The organism is Reyranella sp. (genome assembly GCF_965249915.1).
Lineage (GTDB): Bacteria > Pseudomonadota > Alphaproteobacteria > Reyranellales > Reyranellaceae > Reyranella.
This window is the reverse complement of sequence record NZ_OZ252257.1, coordinates 2,493,530-2,510,725: the sequence shown is the minus strand read 5'-3', so window position 1 is coordinate 2,510,725 and position 17,196 is coordinate 2,493,530. Positions and strand designations below refer to the sequence as shown.

Here is a 17,196-nt window from a genome sequence, read left to right as displayed (position 1 = left end):
AACGGGGGCGGGGGAGGCGGCGATGATCGACACGGAAAAGGGCAGGGCGGACGTCACTCGGTTTGCGATCGACGTGGCGATCCGCCTCGGCCTCATCGCCACCGTCATCTATGTGAGCCTGCTCCTGCTGCAGCCGGTGGCGGCGCTGATGATGTGGGCCATCATCCTGTCGGTGGCCGTCTATCCCTTGTTCGATATGGCCCGGCGCCGCCTGCACCTGCGGGATGGGGTCGCGGCCTCGCTGTTCTCCATCCTGCTGCTCGTGCTGCTGCTGACGCCGGTCGTACTTCTCGCCGTATCCGCCGTGGGAAGCCTCGACGACTATGCGCGGATGCTGCTGCGCGGCGAGCATGTCGTGCCGCCGCCGCCCGAGTCGGTGAAGGACTGGCCGATGGTCGGCGCGCGCGTCTACGACTTCTGGCTGAACGCGTCCAACGACGTGCGCGCCATGGTGACCACCCATGTCGGCCAGCTGGCCTCGGTCGGCCGTTGGGTCGGGGGTATCGCGGCGGGAGTTTTTCTGGGCGTCCTGCAATTCGCCGGCGCCATCGTCGTGGCCGGCGTGCTTCTGGCCTATTCCGACGAGTTGACGGGAACGCTGCGCGCCCTCGCGGTGCGGGTAGCCGAAACGCGCGGCCGGCACTTCCTGGAGATCGGCGGCTCGACCATCCGCAACGTGTCGCAGGGCGTCATCGGCATCGCCCTCCTGCAGTCGGTGCTCCTGGCGATCGGCATGCTGGTGGCGGGCGTGCCGTTTGCCGGCGCCATCACCTTCGTCTGCCTGGTGCTGGCGATCGTGCAGGTCGGGCCCAACATCGTCATGATCCCGGTGATCATCTGGACGTGGATGTATCTGCCGGCCCTGCATGCCGGCCTGTTCACGGCCTATACGCTGCCGCTGCTGCTGGTCGACAATGTGCTGCGACCCATCCTGATGGCGCGCGGCCTGCCGACCCCGATGGCGGTGATCGTGGCCGGCGTCATCTGCGGCACGCTGGCCGGCGGCCTCATCGGCCTGTTCGTGGGCCCGGTGGTCCTGTCGGTCTTCTACGATCTGCTCGTGGCCTGGATCGCGGCGGGCCGAAAGGTCGATCAGGTCGACGTTCCGGCCCCCGGGCCCTGATTACTTCTTCTTCGGACGGAGCGCGTCCCACTGCTCGTCGGTCCAGTCGAGCATGGCCGAGGTGTTGGCGCCGCCGCCGCCCGACTGCAGCATCTTGCCGCCGTCGATGACGATCGCATCGCCGTTGATGTAGCCCGCGCCGTCGCTCACCAGGAAGGCGGCGAGGTTGGCGAGCTCGATATGCTCGCCGGTGCGGCGCATCGGGATCGCCTTGATCATGTCCTCGTTGCCGCCGCGTTCCTTCGGCATCAGGCGGCTCCAAGCGCCTTCGGTCGGGAAGGGGCCGGGCACGATCGCGCAGGTACGGATGCCCTTGGGGCCCCATTCGACCGCCAGGCTCTTGGTCATGGCCAGCACGCCCGCCTTGGCCATCGCCGAGGGGACGGTGAAGGGCGCGCCGGTCAGCGACGAGACGGTGAGGATCGACATCACCACCTTGTTGCGCTCGCCGGCGTCGATCCAGCGGCGCCCGGCCGCCACGGTGCAGTAGGCCGAGCCGTGCAGCACGATGCCCAGCACGGCATCGATTGCCCGCGAGGACATCTTGTGGGTCTGGGCGAGGATCTGGCCGGCGGCGTTGTTGACCAGGATGTCGAGCGGGCGCTTCTCCCAGATCTTGTCCATCATCGCCTCGACGGCGTCGGGGATGCGCACGTCGCAGCCCACCGTCTCGATCTCGCCGCCGGTCTCCTTCGCGAGTTCGGCCGCTGTCTCCTTCAACACGTCCTCGCGGCGGCCGCAGATGATCACGTTGGCGCCCAGTTCGAGGTAGCGGTGTGCCATCGAGCGGCCGAGACCGGTACCGCCGCCGGTGACCAGGATACGCTTGCCCTTGAGCAGGTCGGGTTGGAACATCGCTCTTCTCCTATTTCTTGATCTCGGTGAGCGCGATCCCGGAGGCGACGAACGCGTCGATCTCGGCGGCGGAGTAGCCGGCCTCCTCGAGGACGGCGCGCGTGTCGGTGCCGAACTTCTTGGGCTTGGTGCGCACCTTGGGCGGGGTGCGGGAGAGCTTCACGGGATTGCCGACGTTGCGCCAGCCATCCTTCTCCCACACCATGCCGCGATGCTTCGTGTGCGGCGCCTCCATCACGTCGGAGACCTCCAGCACGGCGGCCGAGGGCACGCCGCCCTTCATCAGCTCCTGCGAGAGTTCGTTGGCGTCGCGGTCCTTCAGAAGGGCGCGCAGTTCGGTCTCGAGCTCGGCGCGATGGGCGACGCGGTCCTTGTTGGTCTTGAAGCGCGGATCGTCGGCCAGTTCCGGCTTGCCCAGCATATGCGTGAGCTTCCGGAATTGGCCGTCATTGCCGGCGCCGACCACGATGTTGCGGGTCTTCGTCGGGAAGTTGGAATAGGGCACCAGGCTCGCATGGCTGTTGCCGACGAGCTTGGGCTTGAGGCCTGCCATGAAATAGTTCGGTGCATGCGGCTGATGCAGCGCGATGGCGCTGTCGTACAGCGTCGCGTCGACGAACTGGCCCTTGCCGGAGCGGCTTCGCTCATAGAGCGCCATCATGATGCCGATCGTGGCGTTCATGCCGGTCGAGAGGTCGACCACCGGCACGCCGATGCGGACCTGGCCGCCCTCGGGCGAGCCGTTGACCGAGACGAGGCCGGCCGAGGCCTGCACCATGGCGTCGTAGCCCGGGAAGCCGCCCAGGGGCCCATCCGCGCCGAAGCCCGAGACGCGGGCATGGACCAGCCGCGGGAACTTCGCAGCCAGCACGTCGTGATAGCCGATGCCCCACTTTTCCATCGTGCCGGTCTTGAAGTTGTCGATCAGCACGTCGGCCGTCTCGAGCAGCTTCAGCAGCACCTCGCGGCCCTCGGGCTTGGAGAGGTCCAAGGCGATCGTGCGCTTGTTGCGGTTGATGCCGGCGAAATAGGCCGAGATGCCCTCGGCGTCGAACGGAGGGCCCCAGGTGCGGGTCTCGTCGCCTTGCGGCGGCTCGATCTTGATCACGTCGGCGCCGTGGTCGGCCAGCATCTGGCCGCAATAAGGACCACCCAGCACACGCGACAGGTCGATCACTTTCAGGCCCTCGAGCGCGCCCCCGCTTGCCAACGCCATTTCGTTCCACTCCTCGCAGTCAGACAGGAGGCGCGGTTATAGACCATGGGACTGGAGCCCGGTACCGTCCGGGCATGATCGAACGCGAGCTGGATATCGCCACGCAAGATGGCGCCCTGAACACTTATACGGTGCGGCCCGACGATGGCGGGGCGCTGCCGGTCGTCATCATGTTGATGGACGCGCCGGGAGTGCGCGAGGGGCTGAGGGAAATCTGCCGGCGGATTTCGCAGTCCGGCTACTACGTCCTGCTGCCCAATCTCTACTATCGCAGCACACGCGAATTCGTCTGCGGCCCGACCCGCAACCATCCCGACGGCGAAGCCAACCTGAAGCGCATGTTCGGCCTGATGGAGTCGATCTCCAACGCCAGGGTGGCGGCCGACACGGGCGCGGTGCTCGACGTGCTGCCGACCCTGCCCGACGCAAAGCCCGGCAAGGTGGGGCTGGTTGGTTACTGTATGAGCGGCGCCTTCGTGACCGCGGCGGCGGCGGCGCATCCCGACCGGATCGGCTGCTTCGCCTCCTACTATGGAACGCGCCTGATTACCGACAAGCCCGACTCGCCGCATCTGATGCTGGGGAACATCACCGCCGAGGGCTACTATGCCTTCGCCGAGCACGACACCTACGTGCCGCTGTCGGACGTCGCGAAGTTCGAGCAGCTGCTGGCCGCCGCGCCGTTTCCGTCGCGCGTCGAGACCGAGGCCGGCACACATCACGGCTATGCCTTCTCCGACCGAGGCAACCTGCACGAGGCCGCCCGCGAGAAGCACTACGAACGCATGCTGGCGCTGTTTCGCCGGCACATCGGATAGTCCTGTCGTCCTGAGCGCCGCGAAGGAGCTTGCAGAACGATCAGAATGGATGTTGCCGAGACGCCAGATCCTTCGCTTCGCTCAGGATGACAAAGAGAGAGCAAGAACATGTTGAATGGCATCCACGGACATCAGGACATCGAGCGCGTGGTCTATGGCAGGCCGGCGGGCGCCGCGCTCAGAGCCGAGGCTGAACGGCTGGGGGCGAAGAAGGTGTTCATCACGACCTCGAAGTCGGTGGCGCAGAGCGCGCTGCTGGCGTCGGTGATCGACGGTCTCGGCGACCTGCATGCGGGCACCTATGCCGGCATCACCGCGCACTCGCCGCGGCCCTGCGTGGTCGAGGGGGCTGCGATGGCCCGCGCGGCCGGTGCCGATCTGGTCGTCGCGGTGGGCGGCGGCTCGGTGATCGATGCCACCAAGACCATCCTGATCGCGCTGTGGCAGAACGTGACCACGGTCGATGAGCTGGACGCCTATCGTGCGGGCAAGCCGAAGGAGGGCGCCGCGCCGCCGTCCGAGGCCATCCGGCCGCCGGCCGATGCAATCCGCATGATCGCCGTGCCGACGACGCTGTCGGCCGCCGAGTTCAACGCCTTTGCCGGCATCTCCGATCCGCGCAAGGGTATCAAGGAGAGTTTCGGCCATCGCCTGATCGTGCCGCGGGTCATTGTGCTCGATCCCGCCGCCACCCTGGCGACGCCGATTGACCTCATGCTTTCGACCGGCCTCAAGGCCGTCGATCATGCGGTCGAGCGGCTTTGTTCTCAACAGGCCCATCCCTTCGTGCTGGGCACCGCCACCGAGGCGCTGAAGTTGCTCGCCCGCGCCCTGCCCGCGCACAGGGCAAACCCCGATGACACGGCGACGCGGCTCGATCTCCAGTTCGGCATGTGGCTGTCGATCGGCGCCGGAACTTCGGGCGTCGGTGTCGGCGCGAGTCATGGGATCGGCCATGTGCTGGGCGCCGCCTGCCATGTGCCGCACGGCCATACGTCCTGCGTGATGCTGCCGTCGGTGCTGCGCTGGAACCTGCCGGCCAATGGCGAGCGTCAGAAGCGGGTGGGCGAGGCCTTCGGGCAGCCGGAGGCCGCGGCAGGAGACCTGGTGGAAGGGCTGGTGAAGGCGCTCGGCCTGCCGGGACGGCTCTCCGAGGTCGGCGTCGGCCGGGACCGCTTCCGCGAGATCGCCGAGAAGTCGATGCACGACCGGGCGGTGCTGAACAATCCGCGGCCCATCAAGGGCCCGGAACAGGTCATGGAGATCCTCGAACTCGCGGCCTAGGGATCGATCAGGCCGGGGCGACATGACCCCATGAATTCTTCTCGTGAGCCCGAGGGGTGGCAAGCGGCTAAAGCCACACGACCTAAGGGGAGCAACGCAAATCACGGGTGAGACCATGGTCGATGTTCGAACCGCCGAATCCGCCGTCATGCGGCCGCCGCTCGCGGCCTGGGTCGATGCGCCGGTGAACTACCTGGCCGATCTCAGCATCAAGCCGGTCACCTACAATCCGCCTCACGGCACGGGCCTGCCGCGGCGCGACGGCAACTATCGGGACTTCACGGTTCGCATCCACGATGCCCGTCCGATCGCGCGAGACCTCTCGCTCGATCGTCAGGCCTTCATCCTGACCCATCACGACACGGCGGTGCGCGACTTCTACGACGAGGAAGAAGTGCGCACGAAGTACCACGCCGAGGTCGAGGCGCTGATCAAGCGCGAGACCGGCGCGTCGAAGGTGGTGGTGTTCGACCATACGGTGCGCACCGCCGACCGTGCCGTCGAGCGCGGCCTCAGGACGCCGGTGCGCAGCGTTCACAACGACTACACCGAGAAATCGGGCCCGCAGCGGGTGCGAGACCTGCTGCCGCCTGAGGAGGCCGAGTGGCGCCTCAAGCAGCGCTTCGCCGAGTACAATGTCTGGCGCAACATCGATCACGCGCCGATCGAGATGGCACCGCTCGGCTTCGTCGATTCGGAGAGCATCGCGCCGCGCGACCTGGCGGTGTGCGATCTGGTCTATGCCGACCGCACGGGCGAAATCTACCAGGGCGTCTACAACGCCGATCACCGCTGGTTCTACTTCCCCAAGATGACCCGGGACGAGGCCATCCTGATCAAGTGCTACGATTCGCTGAAGGACGGCCGCGCCCGCTTCTCGCTGCATTCCGCCTTCGACGACCCGACGTCCCCCGCCAATCCGCGGCCACGGCAGAGCATAGAAGCGCGGGCGTTTGCATTCTTTGAATAGGTGCGCAATTGGAGCCGTGCGGGCTCTCGCGCCTCAGAAGGCGCTGCCGCCCGCCGGCGCGTCTGAACGCGCCGCCGCAATCGTCTCCAGATGCTCGACGAGTTCTTCCGGATTGCTGAAGAACGGCGAGTGCCCGCTTTCCAGCCGCAGCACCTTGCACGGCGTTGCCTTCACCATCGTGCGCTGCAGGGCGATGCGGATGGCGTTGTCGTGGAGGCACTCGATGTACCAGCGCGGCACAGAGCCGAAGCGCTCCTCGGTGAGGGTCAACGGGGTGGTCGAGATGGCGATCGGCTGCGGGCGCAGCCGTTCCATCGCCTTGTAGCGATCCTCCGGCGAGACATCGGCGTAGAACAGGCTCGGCAGCTTGTCGCGCGCGAAGGTGTAGGTCTTGCCGTCGGGGCTGACCTGTCGCGACAGCCGGAACATCGTGTCCGGTTCCAGCGCCGTCATGTCCTTGCCGCTCTTGCCCGAGGTCGGCAGCAGGGCGCAGAGATAGACCAGCGCCTTGATCTTGCGCCGCCGGGCCTCCGCGAGCTGGCTGATCGTGACGCCGCCCAGCGAATGGCCGACCAGGATGACCTGCTCCTCCATCTTGTCGAGGAGGCGGGCCAGCTTCTCGACATTGTCGGCGAGCGTGACGTTGGCCGGCGGCGTCTGGTCCTTGCCGAGGCCGGGAAGGTCGGGCGCGCAGACCTTGTGGCCGGCTGCTTCCAGCAGCGGCACGACCTTCTCCCAGCACCAGCCACCGGCGCAGGCCCCATGGACCAGCAGGAACGTCGCCACGCCTAGGCCTTTCCGACGACGGTGCGCGCGCCGGGGGCGGGCACGAAGAAGTCGGGCATCAGCGGCGTGCCCGGGGAGACGGCGTACTGGTCGAAATCGGTGACGCCCTCGGCCGTCAGCACCTCGTCGTCGATGAAGAAGTTGCCGGTGCAGTCGCGCGACGGGCGGCTGAAGATCGCGTGGGCGGCATCGGCCATGATCTCGGGCTTGCGGCACTGCTTCATGCCTTCGTCGCCGCCCAGGATGTTCTGGATCGCCGCGGTGGCGATGGCGGTGCGCGGCCACAGGCAGTTGAAGGCGACACCCTTGTCCTTGAACTCTTCCGCCATCGACCAGGCGAAGACCGACATGCCGTACTTGGCGAGCGTGTAGGCGGGGTGATTGGCGAACCACTTCACGTCGAAGTCGAGCGGCGGCGACAGGTTCAGCACGTGCGGGTTGGCGGCCTTCAGCAGGTGCGGGATGCACTTCTGCGAGACCATGAAGGTGCCGCGCGCGTTGATCTGGTGCATCAGGTCGTAGCGCTTCATCGGCGTGGCCAGCGTGCCGGTCAGGCTGATGGCGCTGGCATTGTTCACCAGGATGTCGATGCCGCCGAACTTGGCGACGGTCTCGGCCACGGCCTTCTCGACGCTCTGCTCGTCGCGAATGTCGCAGGCGAGCGGCAGCGCCTTGCCGCCGGCCTTTTCGATCTCCTCCGCCGCGGTGAAGATCGTGCCGGGAAGGCGCGGGTCGGGCGTCACCGTCTTCGCCGCGATGGCGATGTTGGCGCCGTCGCGCGCGGCCCTCAATGCGATGGCCAGTCCGATGCCGCGGCTGCCGCCGGTCACGAACAGGGTTTTGCTAGCCAAGCTCATGTCGTCCCCAAGAAATCTTCGGGCTCTATAGCCGGGCCGGGGCTGCTGGGGCTAGTGTCACGGCACTCAAGGGAGGCATGCATGAATCCGTGCTTCGAAACGGCGACGCGACTTGCACGCGCCATACGAAACGGACGCTTGAGTTCGGTGGAAGCGACCAAGGCGCATCTCGAGCGGATTGGACGGGTGAACGGGACGCTCAACGCACTCGTGCTGATTGACGAGGCTGGAGCGATGAAGGCCGCCCGCGCCGCCGATCGTGCCCGCAGCCAGAAGAAGGCCGTGGGGCCGCTGCAGGGCGTGCCGATCACCATCAAGGAAGCCTTCGACGTCGCCGGCCTCAAGACGACCTCCAGCCATCCCCCCTTGAAGGACAATGTCGCCACGCAAGATGCCAGCCTCGTCGCGCGTCTGCGGGCAGCGGGCGCGGTGATCCTCGGCAAGACCAACGTGCCTGAACTGTGCGCAGACTTTCAGACGGACAGCCCGATATTCGGCACCACCCGCAATCCTTGGGACGAACGTCGTACGTCGGGCGGCTCCACCGGCGGGGGCGGCGTCGCCGTGGCGGCTCGCCTGTCGCCGCTGGAACTGGGCAGCGACATTGGCGGTTCGGTGCGCAATCCGGCGCACTTCAACGGCATCTTCTCGCTGAAGCCCACCGAGTGGCGCGTGCCGGGACATGGCCACGTGCCGGATCTGCCTGGTCAGACGCGCAGCACGCGTTACATGGGCACGTTCGGCCCGCTGGCGCGCTCGGTCGACGATCTCGAGGTCGCGCTGCGTATCATCGCGGGGCCGGACGGCCACGAGACCGAGGCGGCGCCCGTGCCGCTCGGACCGACGCCCAGGCTCACCGCCAAGGGACTGCGCATTGCCGTCCTGACCAGCAATCCGCTGGTGCAGGTGTCGGCCGCCACGGCTTCGGTCGTTGAGGCGACGGCGAAGTTGCTGTCGAAGGCCGGCGCCAAGGTGAAGCATGCCGAGCCCGAGGGATTGGACTGGCAGCAGGGCTGGGACGACTGGTCGGACCTGTTCCAGTACATGATCCAGAGCGAGAAGCCGCTCGCCGAGCGCGAACGGCATTTCGACAGGCTCGAGTCATCCGATCCGACCAGACGCTCGGTCGCTCGTGCCGCGCGTCTCAGCATGGGCCAGTTCTTCGCCGTGCTCGACCGGCGGGACCGGATCGTGCGTCAGTGCGAGACCTTCCTCGACGACTACGACGCCTGGCTGATGCCCGTGATGCCGGACGCGGCCTTCGTCCGGCAGTCGCAGAAACTGCCGCTCAAGGTCGACGGCGTCGACCATCCCTATTTCTTCGCAGGCACCGCCTACAACTTCCTGGCCAACCTGACGGGCCAGCCCTCGATCGTGCTGCCCTGCGGCTTCTCGAAGGAGGGCCTGCCGATCGGTCTGCAGCTCACCGGCAAGCGCTGGGGCGAGGCAAAGTTGCTTGGCGTTGCCAAGGTGCTGGAGAAGCTTCTCCCGCCCTGTCCGATTCCGCCGAGCTTTGCGTCGTGAGGGGCGCGCCTCACTCCACCTTCACGCCGGCCTTGTCGATGATCGGCTTCCATTTGGCGAACTCCGCCTTCTGGTAGGCGCCGAACGCATCCGACTTCATCTGCTCGGGCGTCGGAATGTCCTGACCGAGATCCTCAAGCTTGCGGCGGATTTCAGGATCCTGCAGGGCCTTTATGGCGGCGGCGTTGAGCTTCTCGACGATGTCCTTCGGCGTTCCCTTGGGCGCCCAGAGCCCGTGCCAGATCGCGACCTCGATGCCGGGGAACCCGGCCTCGGCGGTCGTCGGGATCTCCGGCGCCGCCGCGGTACGCTGCCGGGCGGCCACCGCGTAGACCTTGAGCTTGCCGGCGCGGACATGCGGCAGCGAGTTCGACGACTGGTCGATCATGACCTGGATTTGGTTGGCGATCAGGTCCTGCACGGCGGGGCCGGTGCCGCGATAGGGCACGAGCTGGTAGTTGGTGCCGGTCACGGCGAAGAAGGCCAGGGCGCCGATATGCGAGCCCGAGCCCATGCCCGCCGTGCCGCCCGAGATCTTGTCGGCATTGGCCTTGAGGTAGGCCACCAGCTCCTTGAGGTCCTTGGCCGGGACCTGGTTGGAGGTCACGACCAGCAGCGGGTTGGACGGCAGGAGCGCGATCGGCTCGAGGTCGTTGATCAGGTCGTAGTTCAGGTTCTTGTAGATCGCGCCGTTCACGACGTTGGTGCCGAGATGGCCGATGCCGATCGTGTAGCCGTCGGGCGTGGAGCGGGCGAGCTTGCCCATGGCGATCGATCCGGCCGCGCCGGTCACGTTGTCGATGATGAACTGCTGGCCCAGTTCCTTGCCCATGCGCTCGCCGACGATGCGCGCCATGAGATCGGTCGGGCCGCCGGCCGCGAAGGGAACGATCAGGTTGATGGGCTTGTTGGGATAGGCCTGGCCAAAGGCGGGGCCGGCAGCGGCCACCGCGAGCAAGGCGAGCGCAACTCTACGCAGCATGGCAATTCCTCCCTGAACTTCTCTTGTTGGGAGGAGCCTAGCGTCAACCGGCGTCCGGCTCCATCGTGACCAGCACCGTGCGGCTGGAGACCTGCTGGCCTTCCTGGACTGAGATTCCGTCCACCTTGGCATCGAGCGCCGCCTTGAGCTGGTGCTGGATCTTCATGGCCTCCAGCACGATCAGGGTCTGGCCGCGGCTCACCTTCTCACCGGCAGCTACCTTGATCGACACGATGCGCCCGTCCATCGGCGCGCGCAGCTTGCCGTCGCTGCCGGCTGCCGCCGTCTCGGGCGGAGCGTAGGTCTTGTCGGTGAAGCGAACCGTCAGGGCATCGATGTCGAGCACGATGTCGTTGCCGTCGATGTGGAACGGCACCTCGACCGGATCGGGCTCTCGGACCTGCATCAGCCGCTCCTGACCGCCGGCGGCCAGCCGGATCGGCGTCGGCTCGGGATTGGAATTGCGCCAGCCGCGCATCGACGGCGGATATTTTTGCGCCGACGCCTGCCACAGCAGGTTCGCCGCGGCGGTCCAGTGCGCGTCGCTGATCGCCGGTGCGGGGAACTCGTGCTTGGTGAGAAAGGCGGTGGTGGCCTCGCCCGCGGCGAAGTCGGGATGCTCCAGCAGGCGGATCAGGAAATGCCGGTTGGTCGTCGGCCCCAGTACGACCGTCTCGGCCAGCGCTCGGACCAGGCGCAGGCGCGCTTCCTCGCGCGTGGCGCCATGCGCGATCACCTTGGCGATCATCGGATCGTAGTAGGGCGAGATCGCGAGCCCGTCCTTCATGCCATGGTCGATGCGAACGCCGGGGCCGGTCGCCGGACGCCACACGTCGATGCGGCCGGTCTGCGGCAGGAAGCCGGCATAGGCGTCCTCGGCGTACAGGCGCACCTCGATCGCATGGCCGGTGAACGTTACCCGGTCCTGGCGCAGGGGCAGATGCTCGCCGCGTGCGACGCGGAGCTGCCATTCGACCAGGTCGAGTCCGGTGATGGCCTCGGTCACCGGATGCTCGACCTGCAGGCGGGTGTTCATCTCCAGGAAGTAGAAGGCGCCGTCGGCGCCCAGCAGGAACTCGACCGTACCGGCGCCGCGATAGCCGATGGCCCGCGCGGCCGCCACGGCCGCGGCGCCCATGCGGTCGCGAAGGGTGGCATCGACGGCGGGCGAGGGCGCTTCCTCGATCACCTTCTGGTGGCGGCGCTGCACCGAGCAGTCGCGCTCGCCGAGATGAATGACCTCGCCGTGGGCGTCGGCAAAGACCTGGATCTCGACATGCCGCGCATCGACGACGGCCTTCTCGAGGATCAGCTCGCCCGAGCCGAAGGCGCTCTCGGCCTCGGTGCGCGCAGTGCGGATCGCTTCCACCAGATCGCCCGCGTGTTCGACGAGGCGCATGCCCCGCCCGCCGCCGCCGGCCGCGGCCTTGACCATGACCGGCAGGCCGATCTTGCGTGCCTCGGCTGCGAGATTGGCGTCGCTCTGGTCGGCGCCCTGATAGCCCGGCACACAGGGCACCCCGGCGTCGATCATCCGCCGCTTGGCGGCCGCCTTGTTGCCCATCGCGGCGATGGCTGCCGGCGGCGGGCCGATGAAGGTGAGGCCTGCCTTCTCGCAGGCGGTGGCAAAGGCTTCGTTCTCGGACAGGAAACCGTAGCCGGGATGGATCGCGTCGGCGCCGCTCCCGTGGGCGGCCTCAAGGATGCGATCGATGCTGAGATAGCTCTCGCCCACGGGCGGCGGGCCGATGCGAACCGCCTCGTCGGCGAAGGCGACATGCGGCGCGTCCTTGTCGGCATCGGAATAGACCGCGACCGTGCGGTAGCCCATCGCCTTGGCCGTCCGCATCACCCGCCAGGCGATCTCGCCGCGGTTGGCGACCAGGATCTTGGAGAAGGATGTCATTCGACGGCCCAACGCGGCGGGCGCTTCTCGGCGAAGGCACGCAGGCCCTCGCCGGCCTCGGGGCCGCGGCGCGCCTCGGCGAATTTGTCGGCGGCGAAGTCGAGCACGGCCGACAGCGGCTCGGTCCCGACCTTCATCACCACCTGCTTGGTGAGCGCGTTGGCGATGGGGGCGCATTTGTCGATCTGCTTCAGCACTTCCTCGAGCTTGGCATCGAGGGCGGCGGAATCGGCCACCAGATAATGCGCGATGCCGAGCCGCAGCGCCTCGGGCCCCTTGAAGCGCGCCGCCGTGAGCGCCAGGTGCCGCGTTTGCGGCACGCCGATGCGCTGGGCGACGAAGGGCGCGATCTGGGCCGGCACGATGCCGATCGCCGTTTCCGTCATGGCAAAGCCCGCGCCCTCGGTGCAGATCGCCACGTCGGAGACGCAAAGGATGCCGAAGCCGCCGGCAATGGCGTAGCCCTCGACCGCCGCCACGACCACCTGCGGCGTGCCGTTCAGCATCTCGAGGAAGGCGCCGAACTGGCGGTTCCAGACGGCGATCGGGTCCTTCTCGCCGGGTTTGGGCTTGTCGGTGAAGCTCTGCTCCATGTTCTTGAGGTCTGCGCCGGCGCAGAAGGTGCCGCCCGCACCGCGCAGGATCACGACCTTGATGTCGCGACGGTCGCGCAGGATACCGAACACCGACTTCAGCTCCTCGATCAGCGTCGGGTTCAGCGCGTTCTTCACCTCGGGCCGGTTGAGCGTCACGTAGAGACGCGAGCGCTCACGACGGAGGATGAGGGCTTCGTATTTGTCGGCGAATTCAGTCATGACTCAAGCTCCGTGTCATCCCGAGCGTAGCGAGGGATCCTTGATCGGTGTCGCTAAGGATCCCTCGCTGCGCTCGGGATGACACCGTCTTTTTCATTATCGACTTTCCAAGCGCGGCAGCGTGCCCATGTGCTTGGAGATGATCTGCAGCATCACCTCATCGGCGCCGCCGCCGATCGAGGCGAGGCGCGAGTCGCGGAAGGCGCGCGCGGTCGGCGATTCCCAGAGATAGCCGGCGCCGCCCCAGTATTGCAGGCAGCCATCGGTCACCAGGCGCACCATGCGGCCGGCCTTCAGCTTGGCCATCGAGGCCAGCATCGTGACGTCGGCGCCGTCGAGATACTCCTCGCAGGCGCGGTAGCAGAGCGAGCGCACCAGCTCGATCTCGGTGCGCAGTTCGGCCAGCTTGAAGTGGATCACCTGGTTGTCGAGCAATGGGCGGCCAAACACCTTGCGCTCGCGCGTGTATTCGATCGTCTGGTCGATCAGCCGTTCCATGCCGACGACGGCGCTGATCGCGCCCCACAGCCGCTCCTCCTGGAACTGCTGCATCTGGTAGATGAAACCCATGCCCTCCTGGCCGATCAGGTTCCGGACCGGCACCTTCACCTCGTCGAGGAAGATCTGCGCGGTGTCGGAGGAGCGCATGCCGAGCTTGTCGAGCTGCTTCACCACCTCGACACCCTTGGTCTTCATCGGCAGGCAGATCAGCGACTTGTTCTTGTGCATCGGGCCTTCGCCCGTGCTGGCGAGCAGGCACATCCAGTCGGCCTGGGTGCCGTTGGTCGTCCACATCTTGCCGCCGTTGATCACCCAGTCGCCGCCGACCCGCCGGGCCGTCGTCTTGATCGAGGCGACGTCCGAACCGGCGCCGACCTCGGAGACGCCGAGGCAGGCCACGTAGTCGCCGGCGATCGAGGGTGCGAGGAATTCCTTCCGCAGCTCGTCGCTGCCGTGGCGGGCCAGCGCCGGTGTGGCCATGTCGGTCTGCACGCCGATCGCCATCGGCACCGAGCCGCAATGGATGTGACCCAGCTCCTCGGCCATTACCATGGCGTAGGAATAGTCGAGCCCCATGCCGCCGAACTCGGCAGCCTTGTTGATGCCGAGCAGGCCGGCATTGCCGAGTTTCTTGAAGACCTCGTGGGCCGGGAAGATGCCGTCCTCTTCCCACTGGTCGACATGCGGATTGATGTCCCGGTCGATGATCGCCCGCAGGGTGCGGCGGATCTCGTCATGTTCCTGGGTGAATTGCATGGTGGGCTCCTAGCGATTTCCCAGCCGCGGGAGCGTGCCCATCAGCTTGGAGATGATCTGCAGCATGACCTCGTCGGCGCCGCCGCCGATCGAGCCCAGCCGGCCGTCGCGGTAGCTGCGCGCGACCGGATTGTCCCAGAGGTAGCCGGCGCCGCCCCAGTATTGCAGGCAGGCGTCGGAGACCTCGCGGCGCAGGCGGCCAGCCTTCAGCTTGCCCATCGAGGCCAGCATCGTGACGTCCTTGCCGGCGAGATAGTCCTCGCAGGCGCGATAGACGATGGAGCGCAGTGCCTCGACCTCGCTCTTGAGTTCGGCCAGGCGGAAATGGACGACCTGGTTGTCGAGCAGGGGGCGGCCAAACACCTTGCGCTCGCGCGTATAGTCGACGGTTGCGTTGATGATGCGGTCGCAGCCCATCAGCGTGCCGGCGCCGGCCCACAACCGCTCCTCCTGGAACTGCTGCATCTGGTAGATGAAGCCCTGGCCCGGCTGTCCGATCGTGTAGCGCACCGGCACCTTCACGTTGTCGAAGAAGGTCTGCACCGTGTCCGAGGCCCGCATGCCGAGCTTGTCGAGCTTCTTGGCGATGGTGATGCCCGTTGTCTTCATCGGCACGACGATCAGCGACTTGTTTTTATGCGCCTGGCCGTCGCCGGTGTTGGCCAGCAGGCACATCCAGTCCGCCTGGGCGCCGTTGGTGGTCCACATCTTGCCGCCGTTGATCACCCAGTCGCCGCCGACGCGGTGGGCCGTAGTCTTGATCGAGGCGACGTCGGAGCCGGCGCCGGTCTCGGAGACGCCGAGGCAGGCCACGTAGTCGCCGGTGATGGAGGGGACGAGGAATTCCTTCCGCAGCTCGTCGCTGCCGTAGCGGGCGAGGGCGGGCGTCGCCATCGAGATCTGAACGCCCGTCGCCATCGGGATCGAGCCGCCATTCACCCAGCCCAGCGATTCGGCGCAGACCATGGCATAGGAGAAGTCGAGGCCGGAGCCGCCATATTCGATCGGCTTGTCGACGCCCAGCAGCCCGGCATCGCCCATCTTCTTGAACAGCTCGTGGGCGGGGAACTGGCCGTCCCTTTCCCACTGGTCGACATGAGGATTGATCTCGCGATCGATCAGCGTCTTCCAGGTCTGGCGCAGCGCCTCATGCTCGGGGGTGAACTTCATTGCTTACATCCTCGCCCTACATACGGGCCACGCCGAAGGAGATGGGATTGAGCGGTCGCACGATCGATTCGCGGGCGATCGACAAGGTGAAGGCCAGGACCCGGCGGGTGTCGCGCGGATCGATGATGGCGTCGTCCCACAGGTGGGCGGTGCCGTAGAGGGCGGTCGATTCGCGATCGAACTGATCGACGATGCCCTTGAACATCTTGTCGATCTGCTCCCGGGGAGGCTCCTTGCCCTCGCGCAGGAACTTCTGCTCGGTCACGGTCTTCATGACGCCGGCCGCCTGTTCGCCGCCCATCACGGCCGTGCGGCTGTTTGGCCAGGCGAAGATGAAACGCGGATCGAAGGCGCGGCCGCACATGCCGTAGTTGCCGGCGCCGAAGCTGCCGCCGATCACGATGGTGATCTGCGGCACCGTCGCGTTGGCGACCGCCTGGATCATCTTGGAGCCATGCTTGACGATGCCGCCGCGCTCGCTCTCTGTGCCGACCATGTAGCCGGTCGTGTTCTGCAGGTAGACGATGGGTGTGCCCTGCTGGCAGCAGAGCTGGATAAACTGCGCGGCCTTAACGGCGCCCTTGGCGGTGATCGGGCCGTTGTTGCCGATCAGCGCCACCGGCTCGCCTTCGATGGCGGCCCAGCCGCAGATCGTCTGCTGGTCGAACAGGGCCTTGAACTCGAGGAAGTCCGAGCCGTCGACGAGGCGCGCGATCACCTCGCGCACATCGTAGGGATCCTTGTGCGACGGGGGTACCACGCCGCACAGTTCCTCGACGTCGTAGAGCGGCTCCTTGAAGGACCGTTGCGCGCGCGGCGGCAGCCGGTCGTTCCAGTGCCACTTGGCGATCACGTCGCGCGCCATGCGGATGCCGTCGGCGTCGTTCTCGGCCATCCATTCGGCGACACCCGAGACGGTGGCGTGCATCTCCGCACCGCCCAGCTCTTCGTCGGTCGCGATCTCGCCGGTCGCGGCCTTGAGCAGCGGGGGCCCCGCCAGGAAGACCTTGGCCTGGTTGCGCACCATGATGACGTAGTCGGAGAGGCCCGGCAGATAGGCGCCGCCCGCCGTCGAGGAGCCGTGGACCACCGTGACCTGCGGGATGCCGCGCGCGGACATGCGCGCCTGGTTGGCGAAGCCGCGGCCGCCGGGCACGAAAATCTCGGCCTGGTAGAGCAGGTTGGCGCCGCCGGACTCGACCAGGTTCACGACCGGCAGCTTGTTCTCCATGACGATCTGCTGCACGCGCTGGCCCTTGCGCTGGCCGGAGGGCGCCACGGTGCCACCCTTGATCGCGCTGTTCGACGCCGTCACGACGCAGCGCACGCCCTCGACATAGCCGATGCCGGCAACCGAGCCACCGCCGGCGCTCGATCCGTCCTTGTCGTCGTGCATGCGATAGCCGGCCAAGGGCATCAGCTCGAGGAAAGGGGCGCCGCGATCGAGCAGCAGCGCGATGCGCTCGCGCGGCATGAGCTGACGGCGCTTGGCGAAGCGCTCGCGCGACTTCTCGGAGGCCGCCTGGACGCTGGCTTCGGCCTCGCGGAATTCGGCGATGGCGGCGAGCATGCGTTCGCGGTTCTGCTTGAACTCGTCGCTGTTGCGGTCGATCTGGCTCTCGAGAATCGGCAT

General features: G+C 67.0%; 15 protein-coding genes. 5 read left to right on the top strand and 10 right to left on the bottom strand.

All coding sequences use genetic code 11. The features are described 5' to 3' along the window. Positions 1-22: 22 nt before the first annotated feature. Complete coding sequence (locus ACP15H_RS12425; RefSeq protein ID WP_425066489.1) at positions 23-1,123, top strand: AI-2E family transporter; 1,101 nt, start codon at positions 23-25, stop codon at positions 1,121-1,123. Here the strand turns inward: ACP15H_RS12425 and ACP15H_RS12420 are convergent, their stop codons facing one another. Then, positions 1,124-1,978, bottom strand: a complete 855-nt coding sequence (locus tag ACP15H_RS12420; protein ID WP_425066488.1) for an SDR family oxidoreductase — start codon at positions 1,976-1,978, stop codon at positions 1,124-1,126. Positions 1,979-1,988: 10 nt separating this feature from the next. Beyond that, a complete protein-coding gene (locus ACP15H_RS12415; protein ID WP_425066487.1) occupies positions 1,989-3,194 on the bottom strand; it encodes a CaiB/BaiF CoA transferase family protein in 1,206 nt (401 codons plus the stop codon). Between the two features lie 74 nt (positions 3,195-3,268). Between ACP15H_RS12415 and ACP15H_RS12410 the strand changes: the two genes are divergently transcribed. From ACP15H_RS12410 to ACP15H_RS12400, 3 genes are all read left to right on the top strand, one after another. Further along, positions 3,269-4,012, top strand: coding sequence for a dienelactone hydrolase family protein (locus tag ACP15H_RS12410; protein ID WP_425066486.1), 744 nt, complete (start codon positions 3,269-3,271; stop codon positions 4,010-4,012). Between the two features lie 108 nt (positions 4,013-4,120). After that, positions 4,121-5,296, top strand: coding sequence for an iron-containing alcohol dehydrogenase (locus ACP15H_RS12405; RefSeq protein ID WP_425066485.1), 1,176 nt, complete (start codon positions 4,121-4,123; stop codon positions 5,294-5,296). 115 nt (positions 5,297-5,411) lie between these two features. After that, on the top strand, positions 5,412-6,266 hold the full coding sequence (locus ACP15H_RS12400) for a CmcJ/NvfI family oxidoreductase (protein WP_425066484.1): 855 nt from the start codon (positions 5,412-5,414) through the stop codon (positions 6,264-6,266). A 33-nt stretch (positions 6,267-6,299) separates the two neighbouring features. Here ACP15H_RS12400 and ACP15H_RS12395 read toward each other — a convergent pair whose 3' ends face one another. Both ACP15H_RS12395 and ACP15H_RS12390 read right to left on the bottom strand, forming a co-directional pair. Further along, positions 6,300-7,052: an alpha/beta fold hydrolase gene (locus ACP15H_RS12395; RefSeq protein ID WP_425066483.1), complete on the bottom strand. Its 753-nt coding sequence runs from the start codon at positions 7,050-7,052 to the stop codon at positions 6,300-6,302. 2 nt (positions 7,053-7,054) lie between these two features. Further along, complete coding sequence (locus tag ACP15H_RS12390) at positions 7,055-7,909, bottom strand: SDR family oxidoreductase (protein ID WP_425066482.1); 855 nt, start codon at positions 7,907-7,909, stop codon at positions 7,055-7,057. A 147-nt stretch (positions 7,910-8,056) separates the two neighbouring features. Between ACP15H_RS12390 and ACP15H_RS12385 the strand changes: the two genes are divergently transcribed. Further along, entirely contained in the window at positions 8,057-9,433 is a 1,377-nt protein-coding gene (locus ACP15H_RS12385) for an amidase (RefSeq protein ID WP_425069893.1), read from the top strand. A 10-nt stretch (positions 9,434-9,443) separates the two neighbouring features. Here the strand turns inward: ACP15H_RS12385 and ACP15H_RS12380 are convergent, their stop codons facing one another. From ACP15H_RS12380 to ACP15H_RS12355, 6 genes are all read right to left on the bottom strand, one after another. Continuing rightward, on the bottom strand, positions 9,444-10,415 hold the full coding sequence (locus ACP15H_RS12380) for a Bug family tripartite tricarboxylate transporter substrate binding protein (RefSeq protein ID WP_425066481.1): 972 nt from the start codon (positions 10,413-10,415) through the stop codon (positions 9,444-9,446). A gap of 43 nt (positions 10,416-10,458) precedes the next feature. Beyond that, positions 10,459-12,321 (bottom strand): acetyl/propionyl/methylcrotonyl-CoA carboxylase subunit alpha, encoded by a 1,863-nt coding sequence (locus tag ACP15H_RS12375; RefSeq protein WP_425066480.1) that lies wholly within the window; start codon positions 12,319-12,321, stop codon positions 10,459-10,461. Then, positions 12,318-13,136 (bottom strand): enoyl-CoA hydratase/isomerase family protein, encoded by an 819-nt coding sequence (locus ACP15H_RS12370; protein ID WP_425066479.1) that lies wholly within the window; start codon positions 13,134-13,136, stop codon positions 12,318-12,320. Before ACP15H_RS12370 ends, ACP15H_RS12375 begins: the two co-directional genes overlap by 4 nt. Positions 13,137-13,232: 96 nt before the next feature. After that, on the bottom strand, positions 13,233-14,393 hold the full coding sequence (locus tag ACP15H_RS12365; protein ID WP_425066478.1) for an acyl-CoA dehydrogenase family protein: 1,161 nt from the start codon (positions 14,391-14,393) through the stop codon (positions 13,233-13,235). 9 nt (positions 14,394-14,402) lie between these two features. Then, complete coding sequence (locus ACP15H_RS12360; RefSeq protein ID WP_425066477.1) at positions 14,403-15,563, bottom strand: acyl-CoA dehydrogenase family protein; 1,161 nt, start codon at positions 15,561-15,563, stop codon at positions 14,403-14,405. A gap of 16 nt (positions 15,564-15,579) precedes the next feature. Further along, complete coding sequence (locus ACP15H_RS12355) at positions 15,580-17,196, bottom strand: acyl-CoA carboxylase subunit beta (protein ID WP_425066476.1); 1,617 nt, start codon at positions 17,194-17,196, stop codon at positions 15,580-15,582.

Excerpts from the sequence above, each read along its gene's own strand:
- ACP15H_RS12425 (WP_425066489.1), top strand. The coding sequence starts at position 23 with ATGATCGACACGGAAAAGGGCAGGGCGGACGTCACTCGGTTTGCGATC.
- ACP15H_RS12420 (WP_425066488.1), bottom strand. The coding sequence starts at position 1,978 with ATGTTCCAACCCGACCTGCTCAAGGGCAAGCGTATCCTGGTCACCGGC.
- ACP15H_RS12415 (WP_425066487.1), bottom strand. The coding sequence starts at position 3,194 with ATGGCGTTGGCAAGCGGGGGCGCGCTCGAGGGCCTGAAAGTGATCGAC.
- ACP15H_RS12410 (WP_425066486.1), top strand. The coding sequence starts at position 3,269 with ATGATCGAACGCGAGCTGGATATCGCCACGCAAGATGGCGCCCTGAAC.
- ACP15H_RS12405 (WP_425066485.1), top strand. The coding sequence starts at position 4,121 with ATGTTGAATGGCATCCACGGACATCAGGACATCGAGCGCGTGGTCTAT.
- ACP15H_RS12400 (WP_425066484.1), top strand. The coding sequence starts at position 5,412 with ATGGTCGATGTTCGAACCGCCGAATCCGCCGTCATGCGGCCGCCGCTC.
- ACP15H_RS12390 (WP_425066482.1), bottom strand. The coding sequence starts at position 7,909 with ATGAGCTTGGCTAGCAAAACCCTGTTCGTGACCGGCGGCAGCCGCGGC.
- ACP15H_RS12380 (WP_425066481.1), bottom strand. The coding sequence starts at position 10,415 with ATGCTGCGTAGAGTTGCGCTCGCCTTGCTCGCGGTGGCCGCTGCCGGC.
- ACP15H_RS12375 (WP_425066480.1), bottom strand. The coding sequence starts at position 12,321 with ATGACATCCTTCTCCAAGATCCTGGTCGCCAACCGCGGCGAGATCGCC.
- ACP15H_RS12370 (WP_425066479.1), bottom strand. The coding sequence starts at position 13,136 with ATGACTGAATTCGCCGACAAATACGAAGCCCTCATCCTCCGTCGTGAG.
- ACP15H_RS12365 (WP_425066478.1), bottom strand. The coding sequence starts at position 14,393 with ATGCAATTCACCCAGGAACATGACGAGATCCGCCGCACCCTGCGGGCG.
- ACP15H_RS12360 (WP_425066477.1), bottom strand. The coding sequence starts at position 15,563 with ATGAAGTTCACCCCCGAGCATGAGGCGCTGCGCCAGACCTGGAAGACG.
- ACP15H_RS12355 (WP_425066476.1), bottom strand. The coding sequence starts at position 17,196 with ATGCCGATTCTCGAGAGCCAGATCGACCGCAACAGCGACGAGTTCAAG.